We start from the raw sequence: 22,694 nt of genomic DNA, 5'->3' as shown, positions 1-22,694 counted from the left end.
TATTGTCTATAGATCTAGAGGCTTGTATATGTTAAATTATAAATCTTATTATTGCACCTAAGGCTCCTCCAGCACCAATATAAATATACTTCTTCATGATACTCATCCCCCTATAAAATAGTATAGACTTTCCCCTTCCTATATATGTAAGATATAACTTCAGTCAGAATAAGCCAAAAATTTTTACAATTAATGTAAAAAACTCCTACAAACATCATTATCTCACTGTTTGTAGGAGTCATTAGCTATTAGCATTAACGGTGAACTCCATCACCTTTTACATTATAATTATATGCCATAAATACTTTTTTGTTAATAATATTATTCAATCTAGACTTTGCTTATGCAGACCTAATAGAAAAAATTTTAAAAATAGTTATGAATTTACTAGTCATAGTATAGCATATAAATCATCCTTTTATTAAATTATCTTAAATTTTAATTTTCTTAAAAATTGCTCCACATCTCCCTTAAAAGTAAAACACATCAACTTATCTTCATTTTCAAAAATAATAAAAAATGCTTTATGTCCTTCTTCTTTGGGAAGTACTATAATTGCTTGATCTACTATATCATTTATCCATTCATTTTGTAATACTAACGGCGATTCTAAAGAAACTTTAATTGCATAGCCTTCTTTTGGTATGGGATTAAGCTTTGCATATATTCCGTCTATTTCTTGAAGGTAACTTATCACTAGATTTTCAATTTCACTATTAGACTGAACTGTTTTTATCAGTTTATCTTTTTTTATATCATAAATTTCTATATCGTTATAATCTTTTGCATAAATAGTTGCCGGAAATATAAATAAAATAGCTAAAATTGCTATAATTTTTTTAATTGCCTTCATCCCAATCACCTCAAGATTAGTGTACCCCAAAATTAATGAAAAAAACTTAAAGTGCCACCCACATGACAAGTGGCAAGTTTTATTAACTTGCCACTTGTCATGTGGGTGGCACTATCCTATTTAGCGTACTTAATTCCGCTCCAGTAAATATTATCTGCAACTTCTGCAATTTCTGGTAATTTTACATCTTTAAGAGCCCATTTCTTAAACTCTTCATAGCCTGTCCTATCTACTATATAGCCTATATGCTCTTTTCCTTCTGGAGCATCTTTATCTATATACTCATTGATATAATCATAAGTATTTAATATAATCTTTATTATACTTTCTTCATCCACCCATTTTATAAAATCTTCTGCAAGACGTGGATTTTTCTTTCCTGTTCTACCCATGATAGCAAGTTTATAATATTTTTCATCACTTCTTGTCCACGCATTATTGGGGCATTTTACTACGCATTCACCGCAGCCTAAACACTTTTCATGATCTCTTTCTACCTTAAAGTTTTCAAGTTTTAAAGCTCCTGTTACTCTCTTTTTGCAGTTAGTTACGCATCTTCCGCAGGATATACATCTGTGATCATCATACTGAGGCATTGTCATACCCATTATTCCAAAGTCTTGCATTCTTGCTTTTATACAATCATTTGGACATCCTGTTAATGCAATTTTAACATGATAATCATTTGGAAATATTGCCTTTTCTATTTTTGCTGCAAACTTTGAAGTATCATAATTTGCAAAAGGACATACCTTGTTTCCTACGCAAGCTGACACATTTCTAGTACCTGCTGCTGAATATCCCTTTTCCTTATGTTTTTGGTTTATATCAAGTTCATCTATTACAGGTTGAATTAATTTATTTACCTCATCCATCTTATCAAAATCAATTCCTGGTATTTCAAAACCCTGTCTAATCGTCACATGTACATTTCCATTTCCGTATTTTTCGGCGATTTCATATATTACAGGTAAAACCTTTGAAGGAAGATGTCCCCCTGGCACTCTCACTCTTAAAGCTGTCTTATTTCTTTCTTTAGTTACTCTAAAGGCATTTTTCTTCAAAGCTTTAGTATTTATATCCATAGTTAATCTCCCCCCTAATCTATAAGCTTTTTACCCTCTGTATAATTAAATACAGGGCCATCTAAACAAATATATGTTTCTCCAATTTTACAATGTCCGCATTTTCCAAGTCCACAGCACATCTTTCTTTCTTGAGAAATCCAAATATTCTTTTCTTCTATTCCAAGTTTTAAAACCTCTGCTACAGCAAACTTCATCATTACAGGTGGTCCTACAACTATAAACTGAGCATTTTCCTTATCTTTTAAGTTTAAAAGTGGTATATATTTTGTAACAAGTCCAACGTTACCTTTATATCCTTCTTCTGCAGAGTCCACAGTAATTGTTACATCTATGTTATTTTTCCATTCTTCTATATCATCTTTGAATAGTACGCTATCTACATTTTTAAATCCTGCTATTAAGCTAAAGTTTCCACATTCTTCTCTGTTTTTATGAAAATAGTCTATAACTCCTTTAACAGGTGCAAGTGCTGTTCCACCTACAACTATAACTAAATCCTTATTTTTGAAGTTTTCTACATCAAATCCATTACCATAAGGTCCTCTCATAAAGAAGCATTGGCCTGCTTCATACTTGTGTACTTCGTCTGTAACTACTCCAACCCTTCTTATAGTTAATTCTACAAAGCCGTCACCTATTCCACAAACAGATATCGGAGCTTCACCGTACTTTGGAATTGAAACTTCAAAGAACTGACCAGGTTTTACCTTAGCTTCTCCCTGGTATTCCATCCTAAACGTATATTCTATGTCAGTATGCTTTTTTATATCTAATATTTCGGATTTAAAAGGAATGTATGGATTATTCATTAGCCTTTCCTCCTTCTAGAGCGTCAGTTAATTTATTTACACAGTTTGAGAATGATATATATTGTGGACATGCGTCATCACATCTTCCGCATCCTACACACATATGATACCCAAATCTCTTATTAAAATCATAAACTTTATGAAGAACTTTAAATCTCATTCTTTGTCCCTTATCTTGTCTAAAGCCATGTCCACCTGCCATAGTTGTGTAACCATCTACTTGACAAGATGCCCAAACTCTTCTTCTTTCTCCTGCATTTTTATTATCCCTGTAGAATATATCCTGCATTGAGTTACATGTACAAGTTGGACAAACAAAGTTGCATTTTCCACAAGCTATACATCTTGCGTTATATTCATTCCATAATGGTAATTTAGCCACTTCTCCAAGATCTACCTTGTTTTCATCTGGAATGTTTACATTTATATCATTACTTTCTACATAAGCTGGAGTAACATCTAATTTTTCTGCTTCTACTCCCTCAAAATATATTGAAAGATTATTATCTTTTACATCGATTTCAATGTACCCTCCACCATCATTTACTGCCATATCATAATCAGCTGTCTTATTTGTACCCATGGATGCACAGAAGCAATTTTCAAAGGAATTTTCACATCCTATTAAAACAAATTTCACCTTATTTCTTAATGCCTTATAATAAGGATCTTCTGCGCCATTTTTTAAGTAAATTTGATCTACTCTCTTTACCCCATGCATATCACAGCTTCTTAAAAACACTAATATCTTTTTATCATCTATTTTAGGTTCCATCCACTGATCTTCAGTGAAGTAAAACAATGTTTGAGTTGTTGGAAGTATAACTTCCTTATATGAAAAATGTGATTTATCTACTAAATTTATCTTTTCTCCATCTTTAACTTCTTCATACCTTATAGAATCTGTATCTGAAAAGTTTCCCTTGCCAGCTAAAGTTACTGGTGCATAAACCTTATATTCTTTTGATAAATTTTTGATAATATTGTTAAAGTCTTGTCTTCTCATTCTTAATCCCATTATTATCACCTCTTATTTACTTTCTTTGATTGTATTAGAATTTGAAACCTTAATAGTGTTTTTAGCTATTGAAAAATAAGCAAGTGCTACAAAAACTATTCCACCAATCATGTTTCCTAGCGTTACGAATATAAGATTGTGGAAAAGTCCACCTAATGTTACTGCTCCACTGTGTGGAATTAAAAGTCCTATTGAAAGCAATGTCATGTTTGCTACTGAATGCTCAAATCCTGCTGTTATAAATGCAAATAGACACCAAAATATCATAATTAATTTTCCAGCTTCTTCTTTCATTTTAAAAGAACACCATACTGCTAAGCATACAAGCAAATTACAAAGTATTCCTCTATATAATAATTGATCCCAAGGTAAGTTCATTTTTGTTTCACTAGCTTTTACTATAAAGCTTGCCACTGGTCCTGATGCAAGTCCACTTTTTACATAAATAAGCGCTAAAAGTGCTGAACCTATGAAATTTCCAACATATGATACAATCCAAACTTTAAAGGTCTCCCCCCAAGTTGTTTTTTTATCTAAAGAAGATATAGTCATAACCATGTTGTTACCTGTGAATAATTCTGATCCTGCCATTATTACGAGGCTTAAGGCGATTCCAAAAGAAATTCCCATTAGAAGTTTTGTAGCTGGTGAATTTACTGCATTAAAAAATCCACCTACTGTAAAGATAAGTATTATACCAATTCCTACATAAATTCCAGCTAATGCTGATGATATCGTATACCCAAAAGGATTGTTTTTTAGTAATTTTGCTTTTGCCTCTCCTGCATTTCCAACTTTGTTAATTTCTTCACTAAACATGATATATCTCCTCTCTAATCAATTTACATGTATGATTTTAAATGATAAAAACATAAAAGTATGTGATTTTTATCACATACTTTTATGTTTTCTAAATATTTTTTATAACTTTGTGATTATTGAATTTAAAAGGAACTTTCGCCAAAACGAAATTCCTTCTTTCAGTCAGTAGGTCTGATTAATATTTTTTTATACTTTGAATTTAGCAACCATACCCTGGAGCTTGTTAACACTTTTACTTGTAGTATTTATAAGCTCCAACACTTCATTTGACTTTTGGAAAACCTCAGTAGTACTTTCTGCAATACTTTCAGTACCTTGTGCAGTTTCATTATTTGATGCAGATACTTCACCAATGGATTTTGTTACATTTTCCATTGAAACTGTTATCTCTTCTAGCACTTTACTTAAACCTGAAACAAAGTCCTCCATATACGCTGCATTCTTATAATACTGCTCCCCAGTATTTACTAGAATTTCATAATCCTTTATTACATTTTGTTTGATAAAGTCTAAAATCTCACTTGAACTTTCACTTAAATTTTCCACAGAATTCATTACTCGTTTTGTGACCTGTTGAATTTTGCTTACAGCATTCTTTGAATCCTCTGAAAGTTTTTTAATTTCATTAGCTACAACTGAAAACCCCCTGCCGGCTTCCCCTGCTCTTGCTGCCTCAATAGATGCATTCAGTGCAAGTAGGTTTGTTTGTGAAGCTATTTGTAGTATTGCATCAGTAAGCAATCCAATTTCCTCTACTGCCTTAGCCTGCTCTATCGCAGAGCTTAATTTTTGACTTGTTGTCATACCTATTGTTTGTGCAGTTTGTTGAGCAACTACTGCATTTTGTTTTAACTCTTCCGCATGCTTACTGATTTCCCTTATAACTTCAGTTCCATTTTCAGCTTTAGATGCAATGTTTTCAACGGCCTTTTTGATTTCTACAGCTGATGCATCCATTTCCTCTGTAGAAGCTGCGGATTCTTCCATGCTTGCTGCCATTTCTTCTGTAGTTTTCAGTACATTCCCAATTTGTAAGGTAAGATTTTGTATATTATTATTTGTTTTATTAACTATATCTCCTACCTGTAAAGATTCACACGTAATTGTAGATATTATATTACTAAAAGAGTCTTGAAGTAAATTTATATTTTGAGCAAGTTCTCCTATCTCATCGTTACTTTTAACTTCAATATGCTGGCTTAAGTCTCCTTCACTATTTGCCATTTCACGAAGTTTGGTTAATACATTAAAAATAGGCTTTACGACTTTCTTAGAAACATATGACCATGCCATAATAAGTATTATTACAGCTATAATAATTGAAATTCCCATTATACCCATTGTTACATGTATATTTCTTTGTATATCTGCAATAACATTTTTTATATTTTCATTAGAATTGTTCTTAAAATTATCTACTTGTCCATTTACTTCCTGGGCCATTTTATCAAACTTAAGCATTGTAGCATTTCCCTTGCTGGGACCTCCAGTAATATATGCATTAGCCATAACTTTACCAGTTTCATAATAAGGCTCAAAAGCTTTTTCGATAGCCTGTATCTCATTACTATTTTCAGGATTAATTTCTATAAGCTCCTGTAAATTTTTCTTCGCGCCTGCCGCATGCTCTTCTGCTTTTTCAAAACCATCATTATAACCTTCTGCTCCCCTTGTTGCACTAATATCTGTAAGCCACTGTTGAACTTGAACAACATTTAACTTTAACTCCTCTGCCTTTGAAAGCGTAGCAAAGTATTTTTCATTCATTTGTTTTACTTCTGATAAATTATTTTGTACAGCCCTAATTTGGACAATCGTAACACTGACAAAAATAACAAACATAACAAAAATAGGTAATGTAATTTTTATATTTATACTTTTTATATTTTTCATTTATCTTATCTCCATCCCCTTTCGGTAATAATATACTTTTCGTAATATAATAAGGCAACTTAAGAAAAGTGAGTATATATTCAAACTTTTATTCACATAAAAGCTTTACTGTAACATAAACTAAAATTTAAGGAATATATTTATATTGGTTAATATTAAAAGGAGTATGGAAAATGAAAAATATCTTTAAAGTAGATGGGAAAAGAAATATTCCATTGTTAATTTCTATTATAATTTTAACAGAAGGAATAGCTGCATTATCTAGTTATTTTGGAATGTCTAATAGAGAAACTTATTCAAATTTAATAACACCGCCCTTTGCCCCTCCAGGATGGGTCTTTGCAGTTGTGTGGCCAATACTATATCTACTTATGTCCATTGCCCTTTATAGAATATTATTATTAAAAAAGGAAGGGAAATATGTTACACGAGCACTTGTATATTATTTCATCCAATTTGGCTTAAATTTACTTTGGACATTCATATTTTTTAGATTTAACCTTTATGGACTTGCTTTTATAGAATTGCTTGTACTTCTTGTGTTTATTCTTTTAACCACCTTTGAGTTTGCAAAACATGATAAGATATCAGCTTATCTTTTAATTCCCTATATACTTTGGGTATCTTTTGCAGGAGTTTTGAACCTTTCCATATGGATGCTCAATGAAATGTAACATATTCTACCAAGCAAAACAGTAACAAGTAACCAGTGAAATATAGTTTTGCATCGCAAAAACTCTATAACTGGCTACTGGTTACTAAAAGAATACTTTAAGCCTTTTTCTACTTCCTAAAAAACTCTGCCAGCTTTTCTCTGTCTTTTACTATTATTTTTCTCTTATCTGTAACTATAAGTTCATGTTCCTTAAGTTCTTTAATTGCTCTGGATATAGTTTCTCTAGAGCTTCCAAGCATTTCTGCCATATCGTTTACAGTAATACTTAAGGCTATTTCTTCTCCATCTTTAACAGTTTTTCCATAGTCTTTAGATAACTTCCAAAGCTTTGCTGCTACCTTTCTTTCTATTTTTAAAGGAACAGTATTCTTAAGCTGCCTATAAAGTCTTCTTATTTTTTTAGACATGGAGCATATTATCTTATAATTAAAATCCCAATCAAGACTCATTGCCTTCATAAAACTATCTTTAGGTATTGATAAAATCAACGAAGTTTCATAGGCATCTGCACTAATTGATGCAAATTTTCCATCCATTATAACTTCATTTATTACATAATCCTTTCCTAATATATATACTATCTTTTTTTGTCCACCTTCTGATAACCTATAAAGCACTACATTTCCTTCTACTACAATATATATATTAGTAACTTCTGTCTTTTCCATAAAGAGATTTTCACCTTTTTTAAGCTTTAGTATACTAGCTCTTTCTGTTAAAGCTTTCAGGGCCTCCTTATTTACTTCTTTAAAGATATTTATGCCATTAATATAATTTCCCAAGTCCATATTTTATATCTCCATTTTAAATTTATTTTACTCTATAATATAAAAATATTAAGATCATACTTACTATAGTTAAAATACTTGCAACAGTTTTTTTAGTAGATTGGATAGGATGAGAAATATTATATCCTCTTTCCATAATAGATAAACTATCTGCATGTATATCTATATCTCCGCCATGCTCTACACAATTTATATGAAATACTCCTTTTACTTGAATTATATCACCTTTATTCTTATAACTACCAAATATTTTTATATTTTCAGCTAAATCGTTTCTTACCCAAATCCCCATAGCATTTGTTCCATCATTTATATTTATCCAGCTATATTCTCCTCTTTTCATTTGCTCCCCTATAACTTCCCCAGTAACAACTACAGTTTTATTATTATATTGTTTATATCTTTCTATTAAATCATTCAAGCTTATGTTTTCTTCAGCTGATACTATAAAAGTCATAAATATCGCTAATACTGGTACTAAAATTATTTTAAACATTTTATGCATATGTTCTTAATACCTCCAATAATAAATCCCGCTAAAGCAAATACAGACATAAATTCAAGTCTTCCAAGATACATAGCAATTATATAGTATAGCTTCATTAAATATGGCATATCTGCGTTTGTTACTCCTATAGACAAACCTACATTTCCTGCTACGGATGCAGATTCAAACGCTGCACTAGCTAATGGATATCCATAATATACTCCTATAGCAATTCCTAAAGTAAAAAGAACTATATAACATATAACTACTATAGAAGAACTTTTAAATATGCCTTCTGTTAAAACATTATCCTTAATATAATGATATTTTATTATATTTATCTTTCTTTCTGAAGATAAAAGCCTTTTTACTTCTCCTATTAACCCTTTAAATAAAATTCCTATACGAAGTCCCTTAACTCCTCCAGCTGTAGAACAAGCCGAACCCCCTATAAGCATAGCAATAATTATTATAAGTAATCCAAAATCTCCCCATTGTAAAGCAAATTGTCTTGCATATATATTACCAAAACCAGTGGTAGTATGAGCTGAAAGTATATTATATACTACTCTTCTAAACATGGCTATTGCATTATCATATACTTGTAACTTATTTAATCCTATAACTGCGAAATAACTAGCTAAAATAGCGGTTATAAAAAAGCTTTGAGTTTCTATATTTTTCATAATCTCTTTTTTATTTCCTTGCCAAATAGCATAATGAAGCCCAAAATTAAAGGAACCTATTGTAAAAAATATAATTGATGTAATTTCAAAACTTAAGCTATGATAATAGTTTAAACTTTGAGTCATAGGAGCAAATCCTCCCGTACTCCAAGCTGACATATATATAAATAATCCATGAAAAAAAGCTGATACAGGCTTTATTCCTATAAAAATCCCATTAACCCATAGAAAAATTGTTCCCAAAACCAAATATATCATACTTATGATCCATATAATTTTAGCAGTACCTTTTACATTAGGCACCAATTCTATATCTTTACCTTCTCCAACATACATCTTATATGCTCCAACGGTATCTCTTACAAGAAAAGATAAAGCCATAACTACCATTCCCTGCCCACCAACAAAGGTTATTATGTGTCTCCACATATTTAACCCATAAGATACATGGTCAAGATTTTGTATTAGTACAAGTCCTGTAGTAGTAAAGCCACTCATTACATCAAAACAAGCATCAATAAATTGTTTGAAATTTCCACTTAACCAATAGGGTATGGCACATAACAATGTCAATATAATCCAAGAAAAGGCTGCTATTACAAGGCCATGTTTCCATTCAAATTTTATAATATCCTTGCTTTTCTTACAAAATATTATAAATAAAATACCTATATTTGCAGAAATACTCATACTTATAATAAAATCTAGTACTACATTCCACTCCTTGAAAAATATGGCTGTAATTAAGGGAATTGACATAAGCATGGCAATTCCCAAAATGATATATCCTGTATAATATAATATCAACTTTAAATTATAGTGTTTTGTTTTTATCATAGCATTTACCTCATTATAATAATATTAATCATAAATACTGTACTTACAAGTATAGATGTAAATATAACTTCCATTATTACTCCATTTAATATCTTTTTCTTATTTAACACAATTGCTCCTCCTTAAAGTATTTTTTCTAAGATGCATTTATTAGACATGCTAACAACTATAAACACTTTATCTCCTTCTTTTAATCCTATACTTCCTTTAGGATATATAATTTTGTCATTTCTATATATAGATACTATTACACATCCCTCTGGTGCATCAATAGCACTTATAGTTTTATCCTTCCACTTGCTCTTTTTATCTAATACAGCCTCTACTAAAATCATTTCTCCTTTATCTAAAGGTTGCACTACCTTTATTTTGTTATGATTTAATTCACTTTCTATAAGATTTGCAATTACTTCTGTACTACATACAGTCTTATCGATACCTAATGCCTTGAATACTTGTCTATTTTTAGGGTTGTTTATACGAGCAATAGTTTCACAATAACAAAATTTCATTTTTACTATTTGGCATATGGTAAAGTTTTCTTCATCCTTTCCTGTTACTGCTGCTACTACTTCAGTATCATATATACCTGCATCTCTCAAGACCTCTATATCTGTTCCATCTCCATATATTACGTCTATTTCTAACTCCTCAGCAATTTTGTTACATAAAGTTTTATCTCTTTCTATAAGAGTTATTTTATACCCCTTACTTTTTAAGGTTTTTACTAAATAATACCCTACTTTTCCTCCCCCAACTACAAGCGCTTTCATATCAAAATCTCCTTTTAAATAATAGAATTATTTAACTAAACATCTTTTCATTTAAACTATTTACTGCTAACTTAATTGGATTTATCACATCTATACTTAAATCTAAATAAGCACTTTCCATATTTAAATTACTAACCCTTCCTATTACTTTTTTAACTTGAAAAATATCTTTTGCTATTTTACATGCCATTATATTTTTATTATCATCTGGTGTAAGTGCTAAAAATATATCTGCTTTATCTATTCCGGCTTCCATTAAAGTATCTGTATCAAATTCTATTCCTTTTATCTTTATTCCATTAAATGAGCTTTCTACATTATTAAGCCTCTCTCCATCATTATCTATAATAACTACGTCATGTCCATTTTCTCCTAAATATCTTGCTATGGTACTTCCTAATCTACCACAGCCTACAATTATAACATGCATATGTATATCCTCCATTTTAATAGCTTGTACAAACAAGTTCAGAAAACTCATCGTTTCTTTCTTTCATATTTATAGAACATCTTTTAACTACATTGAATAACTTTTCATTTTTATAAACATAATTTTCTAGCTTAAAATCCCAACTTTGGGAAATATGCCTTATTTGGGCTGCATTCATAAAACTTCTATCAAAACTACAATCGAATTCAATTAACTTTCCAAAATAATTTACTGTTACATAAAACCATTTTACATTTTTTCCACTTCTACTTATTAATTTTGAGTTATCTTTAACTACTGCATAACATAAATTGCAGTCAAATCCAGCAGATGTTAGTAAAGTATATAAAAGAAGTGTCTTATCTAAATTATTTCCCCTTGAAAACACTAATGTTTCAGATGCATGCTGCAAATTACAAAACATATCATAGGCTATATTGTTTTTTGTTATTAAAAATATCTTGTGGATTTTATTTACTCCATATTCCCCCTCAATTATATTTCCAATAAAATTTATAATGCATTCATGATTAAAATCACAATAATCTTTAAACATAATCAAATCTCCTTACACTACTTATAATCAAAAACTTGAGCTGCTTTGTAGAACTTCCTGCATTCTTCTTCTTTGCCCATGCGTTTGTAGCATATTGCTATCAAATAATATATTTGTCCATCGTTGGCTTTCATGGCTAATGCTTTATTTAAAAACTTCAATGCTTCTTCTGGCTTATTTTCTTTTATAAGTTTTTTAGAATAACTAATATAACCGCTTATATCTGTAATTAATGTTTCATCCTTTTCAATTTCATTTAATAAGCTTTTAATCTTTTCTGAAGTAAATGGTTTTTGCAAATAGGCTACAGCACCTAGTTTGGTACAATCCACTGCATTTTTAACTGTAGCAAAAGCTGTCATTATTATAACTGGTGTATTAATTTTCAAACTTCTTATTTGTCTTAATACCTCTGTACCACTTATTTCAGGCATCTTTATATCTAAAAAAGCTATATCAAACTTTTGTCTCTTAAATTCATTAACTGCTTCTTCTCCGCCTTTAGCTGTTATAACTTCATAGTTATTCATCTCGAGGCAAGTTGTTAACAGCGTTCTTATATTCTTAGTATCATCTATTACTAAAGCTTTTTTCATTTTTCCACCTCAATTCTTTATCGGCAAAGTAAAAATAAAATTACTTCCTTTTCCCAATTCACTTTCGCACCAAATTTCTCCCGAATGTACTTCCACTATTTGTTTAGAAATAGCGAGTCCAAGTCCTGTGCCTGAATTACTTGAGTCCTGCCCCTTAACTTGAACAAATTTATCAAAAATTTTATCTACATACTCTTCTGATATTCCTATACCTGTATCCTTAATTGATACAAATATTTTGCTATGATTTTTATAACTGCTTATATATATTTCATCTCCTGATGTTGTAAATTTCAATGCATTGTTTAATAAGTTATTTATTACCCATGTAAGTTTTTCAAAGTCTACCATTACTTTAGGTAATTTTTTTTCTATATCAACACATATTTCTACATTTTTACTTTCAGCCAGTTTGTAAAAATCTTTCACCGAATTATTAATTATATCTTCAATATTTTCTTCTTTAAGCTTAAACAAAGACTTATCATATTCCATTGTAGAGAGCTTTAAAAGATTATTTACTAAATTTAAAAGTTTATCTGCATCCTCTTGAATAGTTTTTATAATTTCTTGTTGTTTATCATTTATAACTCCCATATTTTTCTCCATTAAGAGACTTGCCCCCATCATAAGTGATGTTAGTGGAGTTTTAAATTCATGAGAAGCAGAGGATACAAAGTTATTTTTCATCTTTTCTAACTCTTTTAATTCAGTTACATCTTGAAGAAATACTATAATACCGTTTATAGTTGACGATCCATTTTTTATTACAGAAAGAGTTATATTAAAGTAGTATTCTTTGTTATTATTTTTTATTGTCATTATCCTTGGAGTAGTCTCTTCATTTCCTTCATAGGTTTCCCATATATAATCAAATAATTCTCCATGCCTTATAACCTCTAAGAAGTGTTTTCCTATAGCTTTATCTTCTTTTATGTTAAAAAACTTTTCACAAACTTTGTTCAATACCATTACTTTAAAACTAGTATCTAACACTATTAATGGGTCAGATATACTCTTAACTATAGTTATAGACTTATTTCTTTCTTCCATGAGCTTTCCTAAAGTACTTTGTTCAAATGCTTGAAGTCTTTTAATCATATTATTAAATTCTTTAGCAAGTACACCTATCTCATCATTTGAAATAACAGGAGTTTGCTGATTCAAGTCTCCATCTTTCACCAATTTAATAGTCTCTGTTAATAAATAAATAGGCTTTAAAAATTTATTTATCAAAAATATAGATAAGAAGAACCCTCCTAATACTGAAGTTATGGATAATATCAAAATAAATTGCGTTGAATTTCTTACATCACCTGTAACCAAATCCTTATTTTTCAACATCACTTGTTCATTTACTGTAGATATCCCCCTTAAATCTTTCCTAATTAAAGTAACGGAAGATATAACTTCATTATCATAAAAAGTTAAAGCTTCTTCAGTTCCTTTTGTATTTCTTATTTCTTGAAGTTTTGAGAATAGCCTCATAAAATCTACATATTCATTTTTTATTTGTTCTACATATTCCCTTTCTCCTGTTTCTGTTATATTACTTGACTCTATATTGAACCATTCATAAAACTCATTACTATTGTTGTAAAATTCCTTTGTAATTTGTGAATTTCCCATGTGTATATAATTGATAATATTTATATTCTGCTTCTCTAGTACTTCCATCATATTATTAGCTGCATTAATGCTTTTATAATTTGCTATCATAAGTCCCTCTACAGCACCTTTTAAATTGCTAAGTGTAACTACACCTGAGCCCCCTACCATTGCAATAATTAATACAAGTACTAGATATATAGTAGTTAACTTTTGTTTTAAACCCTTTATCATAAATATCACTCCTAAAACACTATTAAGTATAATGACATTACAATATACCATCAATCTTATATACCTACACTAAAGAAAGTAATAAAGACTTATTTGTATATAATTTAAAAATAATTTCACTACATTGCTCTTAGTACATAAGAAAATTAAATATATGATTTTTATTCACATTTTAAATGTTTTTATAAGTAATTTTATATTTATATGCAATTTAATACTATTATTTGTTAATATAAAATTGTATATACTAAATTAAAACTTTTGGAGGTATTACTAATGAACTTAAGAATCACACATGACTCATCGAATGTAAATTGGAACTTAGTACCTGAGATTTTAAAGGAAGTTGGAATGGGATATTTTGATGCAGAGATTCATAAAAGAGCGTTTGACAATAGTTACACTGCAGTGTTTGTTTATGATAATGAGAAGCTGGTTGGCTTTGGAAGAGCCCTTTCAGATGAAGCCTATCAAGCTGGAATTTATGATGTAGCAGTAATACCCGAGTATCAAGGAAAGGGTATTGGTAAAATGATTATTGAAAATATAATAGAATCCATTCCTCAGTGTAATTTCATATTATATGCAGCTATTGGCAAAGAAAGATTTTATGAAAGTTTAGGCTTTAAAAAGATGAAAACTGGTATGGCACTATTTAAGAATGCTGAGGTAATGCAGCTTAAGGGATTCACTGAGTAGTAAAAAGGATCTTGTTTTACAATTTACAATCAAAGGATAACTTCCATAAATTATTTAAATCAAGTCTTCTATTCTACACAAAATAACTTCCTAAAAATTTCATAATATGTTAACATTAATAAAGAAACATCTCAATGAATTGAGATGTGCTGATTTATAGCAAAATCATAGATTTTTATAAATCATGCAAAGAAACATCTCAATGAATTGAGATGTGCTGATTTATAGCAAAATCATAGATTTTTACAAATCATGCAAAGAAACATCTCAATGAATTGAGATGTGCTGATTTATAACAAAATCATAGATTTTTACAAATCATGCAAAGAAATATCTCAATGAATTGAGATATATTGATTTATGCATATTAAATCATTATTATACAGTTTAGGAGTAGGTGAAATTGTTATACAATAAAGATTTGATTATTAATAAAAGGTCAATAATTTATTTCTTGATTTTATCCACTTTAGCTATTGCATTAAATTATTTTGCAATAACTTCGTTTCTAGGTATATATATTTTCTTTGGGAGTATAGCTGCATTTTTAATTATGGATATATATGGAGTTACACCTGCTATTTTCATAAGTATACTAGCAAGCTTGCATAACTATACCTTATTAAATAGATGGGATTCACTTATCATATTTCCTTTAGAAATACTTATAGTTTTTTTACTGCAAAAACGGAATAAATATTTAATTGTTAGTGACCTTATATTTTGGATCTTTGTCGGTGTACCTATATCTGTAATCTTTTCAAAGCTTGTATTTAATACTGAATCTTATCATGCAACCATAATATCGCTTAAAGCAATCATAAATGGTATATTAAATTCGTTCTTTGCAAGCATAATTTTAACTCATTTTCAACTTGAGAAGAAAATTACAAAGTACACCAAGAATACCCTGATACCTGTAAGTCGAATATTTTTTAATATAGTTGTAGGTTGCATATTAATTCCTTCTATAATTCTTGTCATCATAATTTATAGAATTAAACTTACTGATACAATAAAGGATCTAGAATATAAGATAAATAAGAGATCAGAATTTATAATTACAAAATCCATAAATATAAATTCACTTTATGAGGCCATAAATACTGACTACTTTGGTAACAATCAATCTGTAGTTCTAGCTGATGATAATTATAAAGTTATATCTGTTGGTAATCCTAATAGAAACTTTTCAGTTAAGTACACCATTTCAGGATATAAAGAAGCCAATATACATTTAGGAAACTATGGGGTCTTGTTGTATCCTACATATAAAAATTTATCTCCTATGCGTAAGTTGAAATATTCTTTAGTTGTTAAAGAATTAAAGCTTACTATTGATAATACTAGATTTCGAGTTATTATAGAAACACCCATTAAGCCTTATTATGAACAAATGGAATACTTCTTTATTCAAACCTTATCTATTATAACACTTTTAATTATTATAGGGCTTGTATTAGCGTTAATAGCTTCTGATGCATTGACAAAACCTATAAAAGAACTTACCATTACAACTGCAAATCTACCAAATAAGATTTTTAATAATGAGATTATAAACTGGAATTCAAGTTTAGTCCATGAATATACCACCTTAATTGAAAACTTTAAAATAACTTCAGATAAATTAAAGGAGAAATTTAATCAAGTCAATATAGCAAGACATGCTCTTGAAACTATGGCTTATGAGGACCCTTTAACCAAACTTCCGAATAGAATTGCCTTTAATGATAAATTTAACGAAGTTGCTGCTAGTGATAATGAAACTTTTGGGGTTATGCTGTTAGACCTAAATAGATTTAAAATTGTGAATGATACCCTGGGCCACCACTTTGGAGATGAACTTTTAAGGTTGGTTTCAATGAGAATTAATTTAGCTATAGGCTCTCTTGGTATACTTTCTAGAATGGGCGGCGATGAGTTTACAGTATTAGTGCCTAATATAAGTGAGGAAAGTGATTTAGCTATTATAGCTGATCAAATAATAACTGCTTTATCTACTCCATTTGTATTTAAAAACAAGGAGTTTTACATTGGCGTAAGTATTGGGATTTCAGTTTATCCAAGGGATGGAGAAAACTATGCTTCCCTTGTACGAAATGCTGATATGGCAATGTATAGAGCAAAACTGAACTCTGGATTGAGCTCATATAAGTTCTTCAATAGCTCAATGAACGATGAATTAAATGAAAACTTAAAACTGGAAAGCAGTCTTAGGCAGGCAGTTAAAAACAATGAGTTTATACTTTACTATCAGCCTCAGCAATCTTTAAATACAGAGAGCATAATAGGCATGGAGGCACTTTTAAGATGGAATAGCCCGCGATTTGGTATAATACCTCCATCTAAATTCATACCAATTCTTGAAGAAACAGGCCTTATTATTGAAGTTGGAGAATGGGCTATACGAGAAGCTTGTATACAAAATAAATTACTTCAAGATATGGGCGTTAAACCTATTAAAGTTGCTGTAAATCTTTCAGTAAAGCAATTTCTTGATATTAACTTTGCTTATAAAGTACAAAAAATATTAGAAGAAACAGGTCTTGATTCAAAATGGCTTGAACTCGAAATTACAGAAAGCATAGCTGTTCAAGATGTAGCTCTTACAATTAATATACTTAACAAGCTTCATTCGATGGGAGTTAGTATCTCCTTAGATGATTTTGGTACAGGCTTTTCTTCCTTACAATATTTAAAACATTTTAAAATAAACACCTTAAAGATAGATGCATGTTTTATCCGTGATATGGTGAGAGATGAGGATTCTAAATCTATAGTAGATACAGTTATATCTCTTGCTAAAAATCTTAAGCTTAAAGTAATTGCTGAAGGTGTTGAAACCAGAGAACAATGGGCACTACTAAAAAAGCAAAAATGTGATGAAATTCAAGGTTACTACTATAGCAAGCCTTTACCCTTTGAAGAAGTTTCTGAGTTTTTAGAAGTCATAGATAACAGAAATTTAATGACAGCACCTATTATACGTTAAAAGGATATTGCGACATTTTTAATGCTCTGGGTCGTATAGAATTTTCATCTAGGAAGGCGTTCATTTCGCCGAAAACGGCTAATATTTATAAATTTAAAATCCCTAAGCCGCCTAAACTCGCTGTCGCTCAAACAGTAGGCGGCTCTTAACGGTATTTTAAATTTATAAATACAGCCGTTCTAAGGCTCATTCAATGCCTTCTACGATGAAAATTTTATGCTCCCAGAGCATTAAAAAGTTCTTCATATAAGCTGCTGAAGGAAGAAATTCAGATAACTGAATTTCTAAAATATTTTAGAATCTAGCACAGAAAGATTTTTTAGGGCGGCAGCCCAGGAATGCTACAAGAGCCTGTAAGGAATAAAGGAAAAAGTTTAATTTATAAATTAAAGATATGGGAATATAAAAAAAGATTTCTAATAAAAAATAGAATACTTAATATCTTACGGCCTATCCGTCTGCGGGCCTACCAGCCCTTTGATAAGTGTCAATTTAAAGAAATTTCGTCAAAACGAAATTTCATCCTTTAGCAGTGCAGATGAAGACATTTTTAATGTTAAATTTAGTATAGATTCTGCATTGTAGAAAGCATTGAATAAGCAATTAGAAGCTCTTTATCCCTGAATTTAAAGCACCGTAAAAAACTTTCTACTGTCTGAGCGGCAGCGAGTTTAGAAAGTTTAGGCGATTTAAATTCAGAGATATTAGAGCTTCTTTGCAAAATGAACGCTTTCTTAAATGCAGAATCCATACGAAAGATTTAACATTAAAAATGTCGTAATACTTCTATAGTTTGTTTGATTTAATTAGATTTTCTATATCGTCAAGCATAAGATTTGCGGCCTTAACTCCTCCAGCTGTATTCCATATAGCATCATCTACTTTATAAACCCTATTGTTTTTAGATACACTTAATGTTTTAAACATAGGATCTTCTAAATATTCCTTTTCTCTAGCAGTTCCCTTACCATCCCCTGTTTCATAGGTAAAGTAAAACATAACTTGTCCATCTGCTTCTTTTAGTCTTTCTTTTCCTATTTCTACAGTGAATTCATTACTTCTTTGATTTTCAGGTCTTGCAAATCCTATTTCTTTTAAAATAGTCCCAGAGAAAGTATCTCCTAGGTAAATTCTTGTTTTACCAGGCATAAATCTTACTATAGATATTTCTGTCTTTAATTTGTCTCCTGCTAATTTAGATATACTTGATACTCTATCGTCAAATTTTTTAACTATTTCATTTCCTTCTTTTTCTTTATTTAATGCTTTTGCATAAAACTTAAAGTTATCTTTCCATTCGCCTCTTAATGTATTTGAATATATTGTAGGTGCAATTTTGGAAAGCTGATCATATATTTTTTCATGTCTCATTTTATTTCCAATTATTAAATCTGGATTTAAAGCTGCTATTGCTTCTATATTAACTTGGCTTTCTTGTCCTAAGTTTTCAACGCCTTCCATTTCTTTTTCTATATGTTTATACCATGGGTCTCCTGTCCATGACTGAACAGCACCTACTGGCTTGATTCCAAGCTCTAATAATGCCTCTGTACCTTCGTTTGTAAGTACTACTATCTTTTTAGGCTCTCCTTTTATTTCTGTCTTTCCCATAGCATGTTCTATTACTCTTTTATTGCTTTCTGCAATTGCTTCTGGTTTTACTTCATTACTCTTCCCTGAGCATGCTGTGATACTTGCAAATGCAGTTAATATTGCTAAAGTCTTTAAAATTTTTCTTGCCTTCATATGTACACCTCTTTTAAAAATTTATTTTTTATGACGATTTATATATTATCATAAACCTTTTGTAATTGCAAATGATTTTCAGTTACATTTGTTAATGATTTTCATTGACGATTAGCTGATAATAGTTTATATTAAAAGTGAACTATTTCAATAAACTTTACACGCACTTATATAGTATATATGAAAGGATGTTTATCTTGATTAAGATTAAAAAAATTAATTTAGAAAGTAATAAATCAAAATTTATAGTATTAGCTGCACTTATTGTTTTTTTAGCATGCTGTTTTTTAGGCAGCTTGCTTTTAGGTTATATAAAGACCTCCCCTTGGGATTTATTAAATACATATACAAACTATGAAAACACTACTGAACAGATAATTTTAAAAACTTCTAGAGTTCCTAGAGCTCTAACTGCATTATTTATAGGTGGAAGCTTAAGCCTTTCTGGAGTGCTCATGCAAACTCTTACCAAAAACCCTATGGCTTCTCCAGGATTACTTGGTATTAATTCTGGTTCTGCATTTTTTATGGTTTTTATATATAGTTATTTCCCTAATTTATCTCAAGATTTTGCTGTACTCTTTTCCTTTATCGGAGCTTTTATAGCAGTAATTCTTGTATATGGACTAGCTGGAGGCTTAAAGGGTTCTGTTCAAACCTTTGACTTAACTCTTTCCGGTGCTGCAATTTCTGCATTCTTTATGTCTTTTACTCAAATTGTATTATATAAAGATGAGAAAACTATGGAAGAAATTTTATACTGGCTTACTGGATCTGTTGAAGGTAGAAGCTTAGACTTGTTATTAAAAGTAATGCCATTTTTAGTTATAGCTTGGATAGTTTGTTTTTTACTTTCAGATAAATTAAATATATTTTCTCTTGGTGAGGAAATGGCTAAGGGTCTAGGACTAAATACAGAATTCTTAAAGCTTAGCATAATCTTATTAGTGGTTATACTTGCTGGTGCTTCTGTGGCAGTTGCAGGCCCAATTGCATTGGTAGGTTTAGTTATTCCTCATTTTACTCGTTTCTTAGTTGGTTCTGAATTTAAATGGGTAATACCCTATAGTATAGTCCTAGGATCTATATTTTTATTATCTGCGGATATTGCCTCAAGATTTATTATATATCCAAAGGAACTTCCTGTTGGTGCAGTTACAGCTATTATAGGTACCCCATTCTTTATCTATATAGCTAGAAAGGCGGAAAATAACTGATGAAAAAGTTTTTGATATTTAGAAAAGGAAATTTTTCTTTAATATATGAAAAAAGAAGCGCTCTTATAGTACTAATTACTATAATTCTATCATTATTGTCCATAATATTTAGTTTAAGCATAGGGCAGAAAAATTTATCCTTTATTGAAGTAATTAAAATTTTATTTGATAGAAATCTTACTGGTGGAAATTCCTTAATTGTTAACACTATAAGACTGCCAAGAACTTTAGTTGCATTTTTAGTTGGAGGTTCTTTAGGGTTATCTGGCGCAATACTCCAGGGAGTTGTCAAGAATCCCCTTGCAGCTCCAAATATTATGGGAATAACAGATGGTGGATCTGTAGGTGCACTTATTTTCTTAACACTATTTACTGACCCTAAGAATAACGCCTTAACAACTAGTATATTTTATATGCCTATATTTGCCTTTGCTGGTGCCTTCTTGGTAGTAATTTTAGTTTACCTTTTATCCTTTAAAAAAGGGGTTACTCCCTACAGGCTTATACTGATTGGTATAGCTATAGCAGGTGCAGCAAAAGCATTGACGTCAATACTTATAATTAATGGGCCTGTTATATTTATAAAAGAAGCTCAACTATGGATTACTGGAACAGTATATGGCACTAATTGGACCCATGTTAAGCTGTTATCCCTTTGGTTTTTGGCTTTATTTTTAATAACCATGATATACATTAGAGAGCTAAACATGCAAAATTTAGACGATAGTATATCTATGGGATTAGGAAGCTTAGTAGAAAAAAATAGATTTATACTTATGATTTTAAGTGCTGCTTTAGCCAGTGGTGCTTCAGCAGTTGGCGGCGGAATTAGTTTTGTAGGACTTATTGCTCCTCATATATCTAGAAAATTAACTAATTCATCTTTTGAAAATATAGCTCCACTATCCACATTAGTGGGTGGAATAATTGTTGTTTTATCAGATGTGGCAGCCAGAACTTTATTTTCTCCTTTAGATTTACCGGTAGGAATATTTACTGCTGGAATAGGTGCCCCATTTTTTATATATCTTTTAATTAAAAATCAAGATTCTCTTAAAAGGAGGTAGTAAAAATGAGTATATCAACAAAAAACTTAACTTTAGCTTATGATGATTATATAGTACTTAAAGATATAAATATAACTATACCTAAAAATAAAATAACTATATTAGTGGGTAGTAATGGCTGTGGGAAATCTACATTACTAAGAACTATCTCAAGACTTGCAAAACCTCAATCTGGACAAGTCCTCTTAGATGATATTAATATATTTGAAAAGTCTTCAAATGAGATAGCTAAAAAGCTTGCTATACTCACTCAAACTCCTTCAGCTCCATCTGATTTAACTGTATTCAATCTTGTAAAGCAAGGTAGATATCCTTATCAAAGTTTTTTTAGTCAATGGAGCAAGGAAGATGAGAAAATTGTAGATTATGCTTTAGAGAAAACTGGCTTAAGTGATATTAAACATAAAAGAATTTCAGATCTTTCTGGTGGTCAAAAACAAAGAGTGTGGATTGCTATGACTTTGGCACAGCAAACTGATACTATCTTACTAGATGAGCCTACAAATCATTTAGATATAAAGTATAAAATTGAAGTACTTGACTTGCTAAAGGAGCTAAATAAAAAAGAACAGAGAACTATTGTTATAGTTTTACATGATATTAACTTAGCTTGCAGATATGCAGACCATATAATTGCAATAAAAGATGGTAAGGTTTATGCTGAAGGAGACCCTAAAAAAGTTATTAGCGAAAAACTTATTAAAGATGTATTTGGAATAAATTCAAAAATAATTGAGTGCCCTTTGTTTAAAACTCCTATGTGCATAACATATCAGTATCTCGATGAGGTAATATAAATAGTAAATTATAAAAGCCTAG

At 30.2% G+C, this 22,694-nt stretch carries 21 protein-coding genes and 1 riboswitch; of the genes, 6 read left to right on the top strand and 15 right to left on the bottom strand.

The genetic code is table 11. The annotated features are described in order from the left end of the window. Positions 1–225: 225 nt before the first annotated feature. Positions 226–284: riboswitch (Fluoride riboswitch) on the bottom strand. Between the two features lie 137 nt (positions 285–421). The 6 genes from JOC70_RS07025 to JOC70_RS07000 all read right to left on the bottom strand — a co-directional run bounded on the left by JOC70_RS07025 (position 422) and on the right by JOC70_RS07000 (position 6,483). After that, positions 422–853, bottom strand: coding sequence for a hypothetical protein (locus JOC70_RS07025; protein ID WP_204598178.1), 432 nt, complete (start codon positions 851–853; stop codon positions 422–424). Positions 854–969: 116 nt separating this feature from the next. Next, positions 970–1,938: a sulfite reductase subunit C gene (gene asrC, locus JOC70_RS07020; protein WP_204598177.1), complete on the bottom strand. Its 969-nt coding sequence runs from the start codon at positions 1,936–1,938 to the stop codon at positions 970–972. 14 nt (positions 1,939–1,952) lie between these two features. Next, complete coding sequence (gene asrB / locus JOC70_RS07015) at positions 1,953–2,750, bottom strand: anaerobic sulfite reductase subunit AsrB (RefSeq protein WP_204598176.1); 798 nt, start codon at positions 2,748–2,750, stop codon at positions 1,953–1,955. After that, on the bottom strand, positions 2,743–3,768 hold the full coding sequence (asrA, locus tag JOC70_RS07010; protein WP_204598175.1) for an anaerobic sulfite reductase subunit AsrA: 1,026 nt from the start codon (positions 3,766–3,768) through the stop codon (positions 2,743–2,745). Before asrA ends, asrB begins: the two co-directional genes overlap by 8 nt. Before the next feature lie 12 nt (positions 3,769–3,780). Further along, positions 3,781–4,587 carry a formate/nitrite transporter family protein gene (locus tag JOC70_RS07005; RefSeq protein WP_204598174.1) on the bottom strand — a complete coding sequence of 269 codons (807 nt, stop codon included), beginning with the start codon at positions 4,585–4,587 and terminating at the stop codon, positions 3,781–3,783. Between the two features lie 189 nt (positions 4,588–4,776). Further along, a complete protein-coding gene (locus JOC70_RS07000) occupies positions 4,777–6,483 on the bottom strand; it encodes a methyl-accepting chemotaxis protein (protein ID WP_204598173.1) in 1,707 nt (568 codons plus the stop codon). Between the two features lie 173 nt (positions 6,484–6,656). Between JOC70_RS07000 and JOC70_RS06995 the strand changes: the two genes are divergently transcribed. Further along, complete coding sequence (locus JOC70_RS06995; protein WP_204598172.1) at positions 6,657–7,157, top strand: TspO/MBR family protein; 501 nt, start codon at positions 6,657–6,659, stop codon at positions 7,155–7,157. A gap of 109 nt (positions 7,158–7,266) precedes the next feature. Here JOC70_RS06995 and JOC70_RS06990 read toward each other — a convergent pair whose 3' ends face one another. The 8 genes from JOC70_RS06990 to JOC70_RS06955 all read right to left on the bottom strand — a co-directional run bounded on the left by JOC70_RS06990 (position 7,267) and on the right by JOC70_RS06955 (position 14,154). Then, on the bottom strand, positions 7,267–7,947 hold the full coding sequence (locus JOC70_RS06990; protein WP_204598171.1) for a Crp/Fnr family transcriptional regulator: 681 nt from the start codon (positions 7,945–7,947) through the stop codon (positions 7,267–7,269). A gap of 22 nt (positions 7,948–7,969) precedes the next feature. Then, positions 7,970–8,452, bottom strand: a complete 483-nt coding sequence (locus JOC70_RS06985; protein ID WP_204598170.1) for a hypothetical protein — start codon at positions 8,450–8,452, stop codon at positions 7,970–7,972. Continuing rightward, positions 8,431–9,957, bottom strand: a complete 1,527-nt coding sequence (locus JOC70_RS06980) for a TrkH family potassium uptake protein (protein WP_204598169.1) — start codon at positions 9,955–9,957, stop codon at positions 8,431–8,433. The genes JOC70_RS06985 and JOC70_RS06980 overlap by 22 nt, the downstream gene beginning before the upstream one ends. Positions 9,958–10,079: 122 nt before the next feature. Then, positions 10,080–10,730 (bottom strand): potassium channel family protein, encoded by a 651-nt coding sequence (locus JOC70_RS06975; RefSeq protein ID WP_204598168.1) that lies wholly within the window; start codon positions 10,728–10,730, stop codon positions 10,080–10,082. A 31-nt stretch (positions 10,731–10,761) separates the two neighbouring features. After that, positions 10,762–11,160: an NAD-binding protein gene (locus JOC70_RS06970; RefSeq protein ID WP_204598167.1), complete on the bottom strand. Its 399-nt coding sequence runs from the start codon at positions 11,158–11,160 to the stop codon at positions 10,762–10,764. 16 nt (positions 11,161–11,176) lie between these two features. Continuing rightward, entirely contained in the window at positions 11,177–11,716 is a 540-nt protein-coding gene (locus JOC70_RS06965; RefSeq protein ID WP_204598166.1) for a hypothetical protein, read from the bottom strand. A gap of 17 nt (positions 11,717–11,733) precedes the next feature. Continuing rightward, positions 11,734–12,312, bottom strand: coding sequence for a response regulator (locus JOC70_RS06960; RefSeq protein WP_204598165.1), 579 nt, complete (start codon positions 12,310–12,312; stop codon positions 11,734–11,736). 9 nt (positions 12,313–12,321) lie between these two features. Then, entirely contained in the window at positions 12,322–14,154 is a 1,833-nt protein-coding gene (locus JOC70_RS06955) for an ATP-binding protein (RefSeq protein WP_204598164.1), read from the bottom strand. Between the two features lie 276 nt (positions 14,155–14,430). Here JOC70_RS06955 and JOC70_RS06950 point away from each other — a divergent pair, with 276 nt between their 5' ends. After that, positions 14,431–14,853 (top strand): GNAT family N-acetyltransferase, encoded by a 423-nt coding sequence (locus tag JOC70_RS06950; RefSeq protein ID WP_204598163.1) that lies wholly within the window; start codon positions 14,431–14,433, stop codon positions 14,851–14,853. A gap of 403 nt (positions 14,854–15,256) precedes the next feature. After that, the gene (locus tag JOC70_RS06945; RefSeq protein WP_204598162.1) at positions 15,257–17,845 is read left to right on the top strand and encodes a putative bifunctional diguanylate cyclase/phosphodiesterase; all 2,589 of its coding nucleotides are present in this window, start codon (positions 15,257–15,259) and stop codon (positions 17,843–17,845) included. Positions 17,846–18,631: 786 nt separating this feature from the next. Here JOC70_RS06945 and JOC70_RS06940 read toward each other — a convergent pair. Then, on the bottom strand, positions 18,632–19,591 hold the full coding sequence (locus JOC70_RS06940; protein ID WP_204598161.1) for an ABC transporter substrate-binding protein: 960 nt from the start codon (positions 19,589–19,591) through the stop codon (positions 18,632–18,634). A gap of 197 nt (positions 19,592–19,788) precedes the next feature. Between JOC70_RS06940 and JOC70_RS06935 the strand changes: the two genes are divergently transcribed. Genes JOC70_RS06935 through JOC70_RS06925 form a run of 3 tightly spaced genes read left to right on the top strand, consistent with a single transcriptional unit; the run spans position 19,789 to position 22,672 of the window. Beyond that, entirely contained in the window at positions 19,789–20,808 is a 1,020-nt protein-coding gene (locus tag JOC70_RS06935; protein WP_243429066.1) for a FecCD family ABC transporter permease, read from the top strand. Continuing rightward, the gene (locus JOC70_RS06930; protein WP_204598160.1) at positions 20,808–21,875 is read left to right on the top strand and encodes a FecCD family ABC transporter permease; all 1,068 of its coding nucleotides are present in this window, start codon (positions 20,808–20,810) and stop codon (positions 21,873–21,875) included. The genes JOC70_RS06935 and JOC70_RS06930 overlap by 1 nt, the downstream gene beginning before the upstream one ends. Positions 21,876–21,880: 5 nt before the next feature. Continuing rightward, positions 21,881–22,672: an ABC transporter ATP-binding protein gene (locus tag JOC70_RS06925; protein WP_204598159.1), complete on the top strand. Its 792-nt coding sequence runs from the start codon at positions 21,881–21,883 to the stop codon at positions 22,670–22,672. The last annotated feature ends 22 nt before the right edge of the window (positions 22,673–22,694 follow it).

Source organism: Clostridium pascui (assembly GCF_016908015.1).
In the GTDB taxonomy this organism is placed as follows: Bacteria; Bacillota; Clostridia; order Clostridiales; family Clostridiaceae; genus Clostridium_AK; species Clostridium_AK pascui.
The sequence above is the reverse complement of the archived record's forward strand: the minus strand, read 5'-3'. Positions and strand labels throughout refer to the sequence as shown.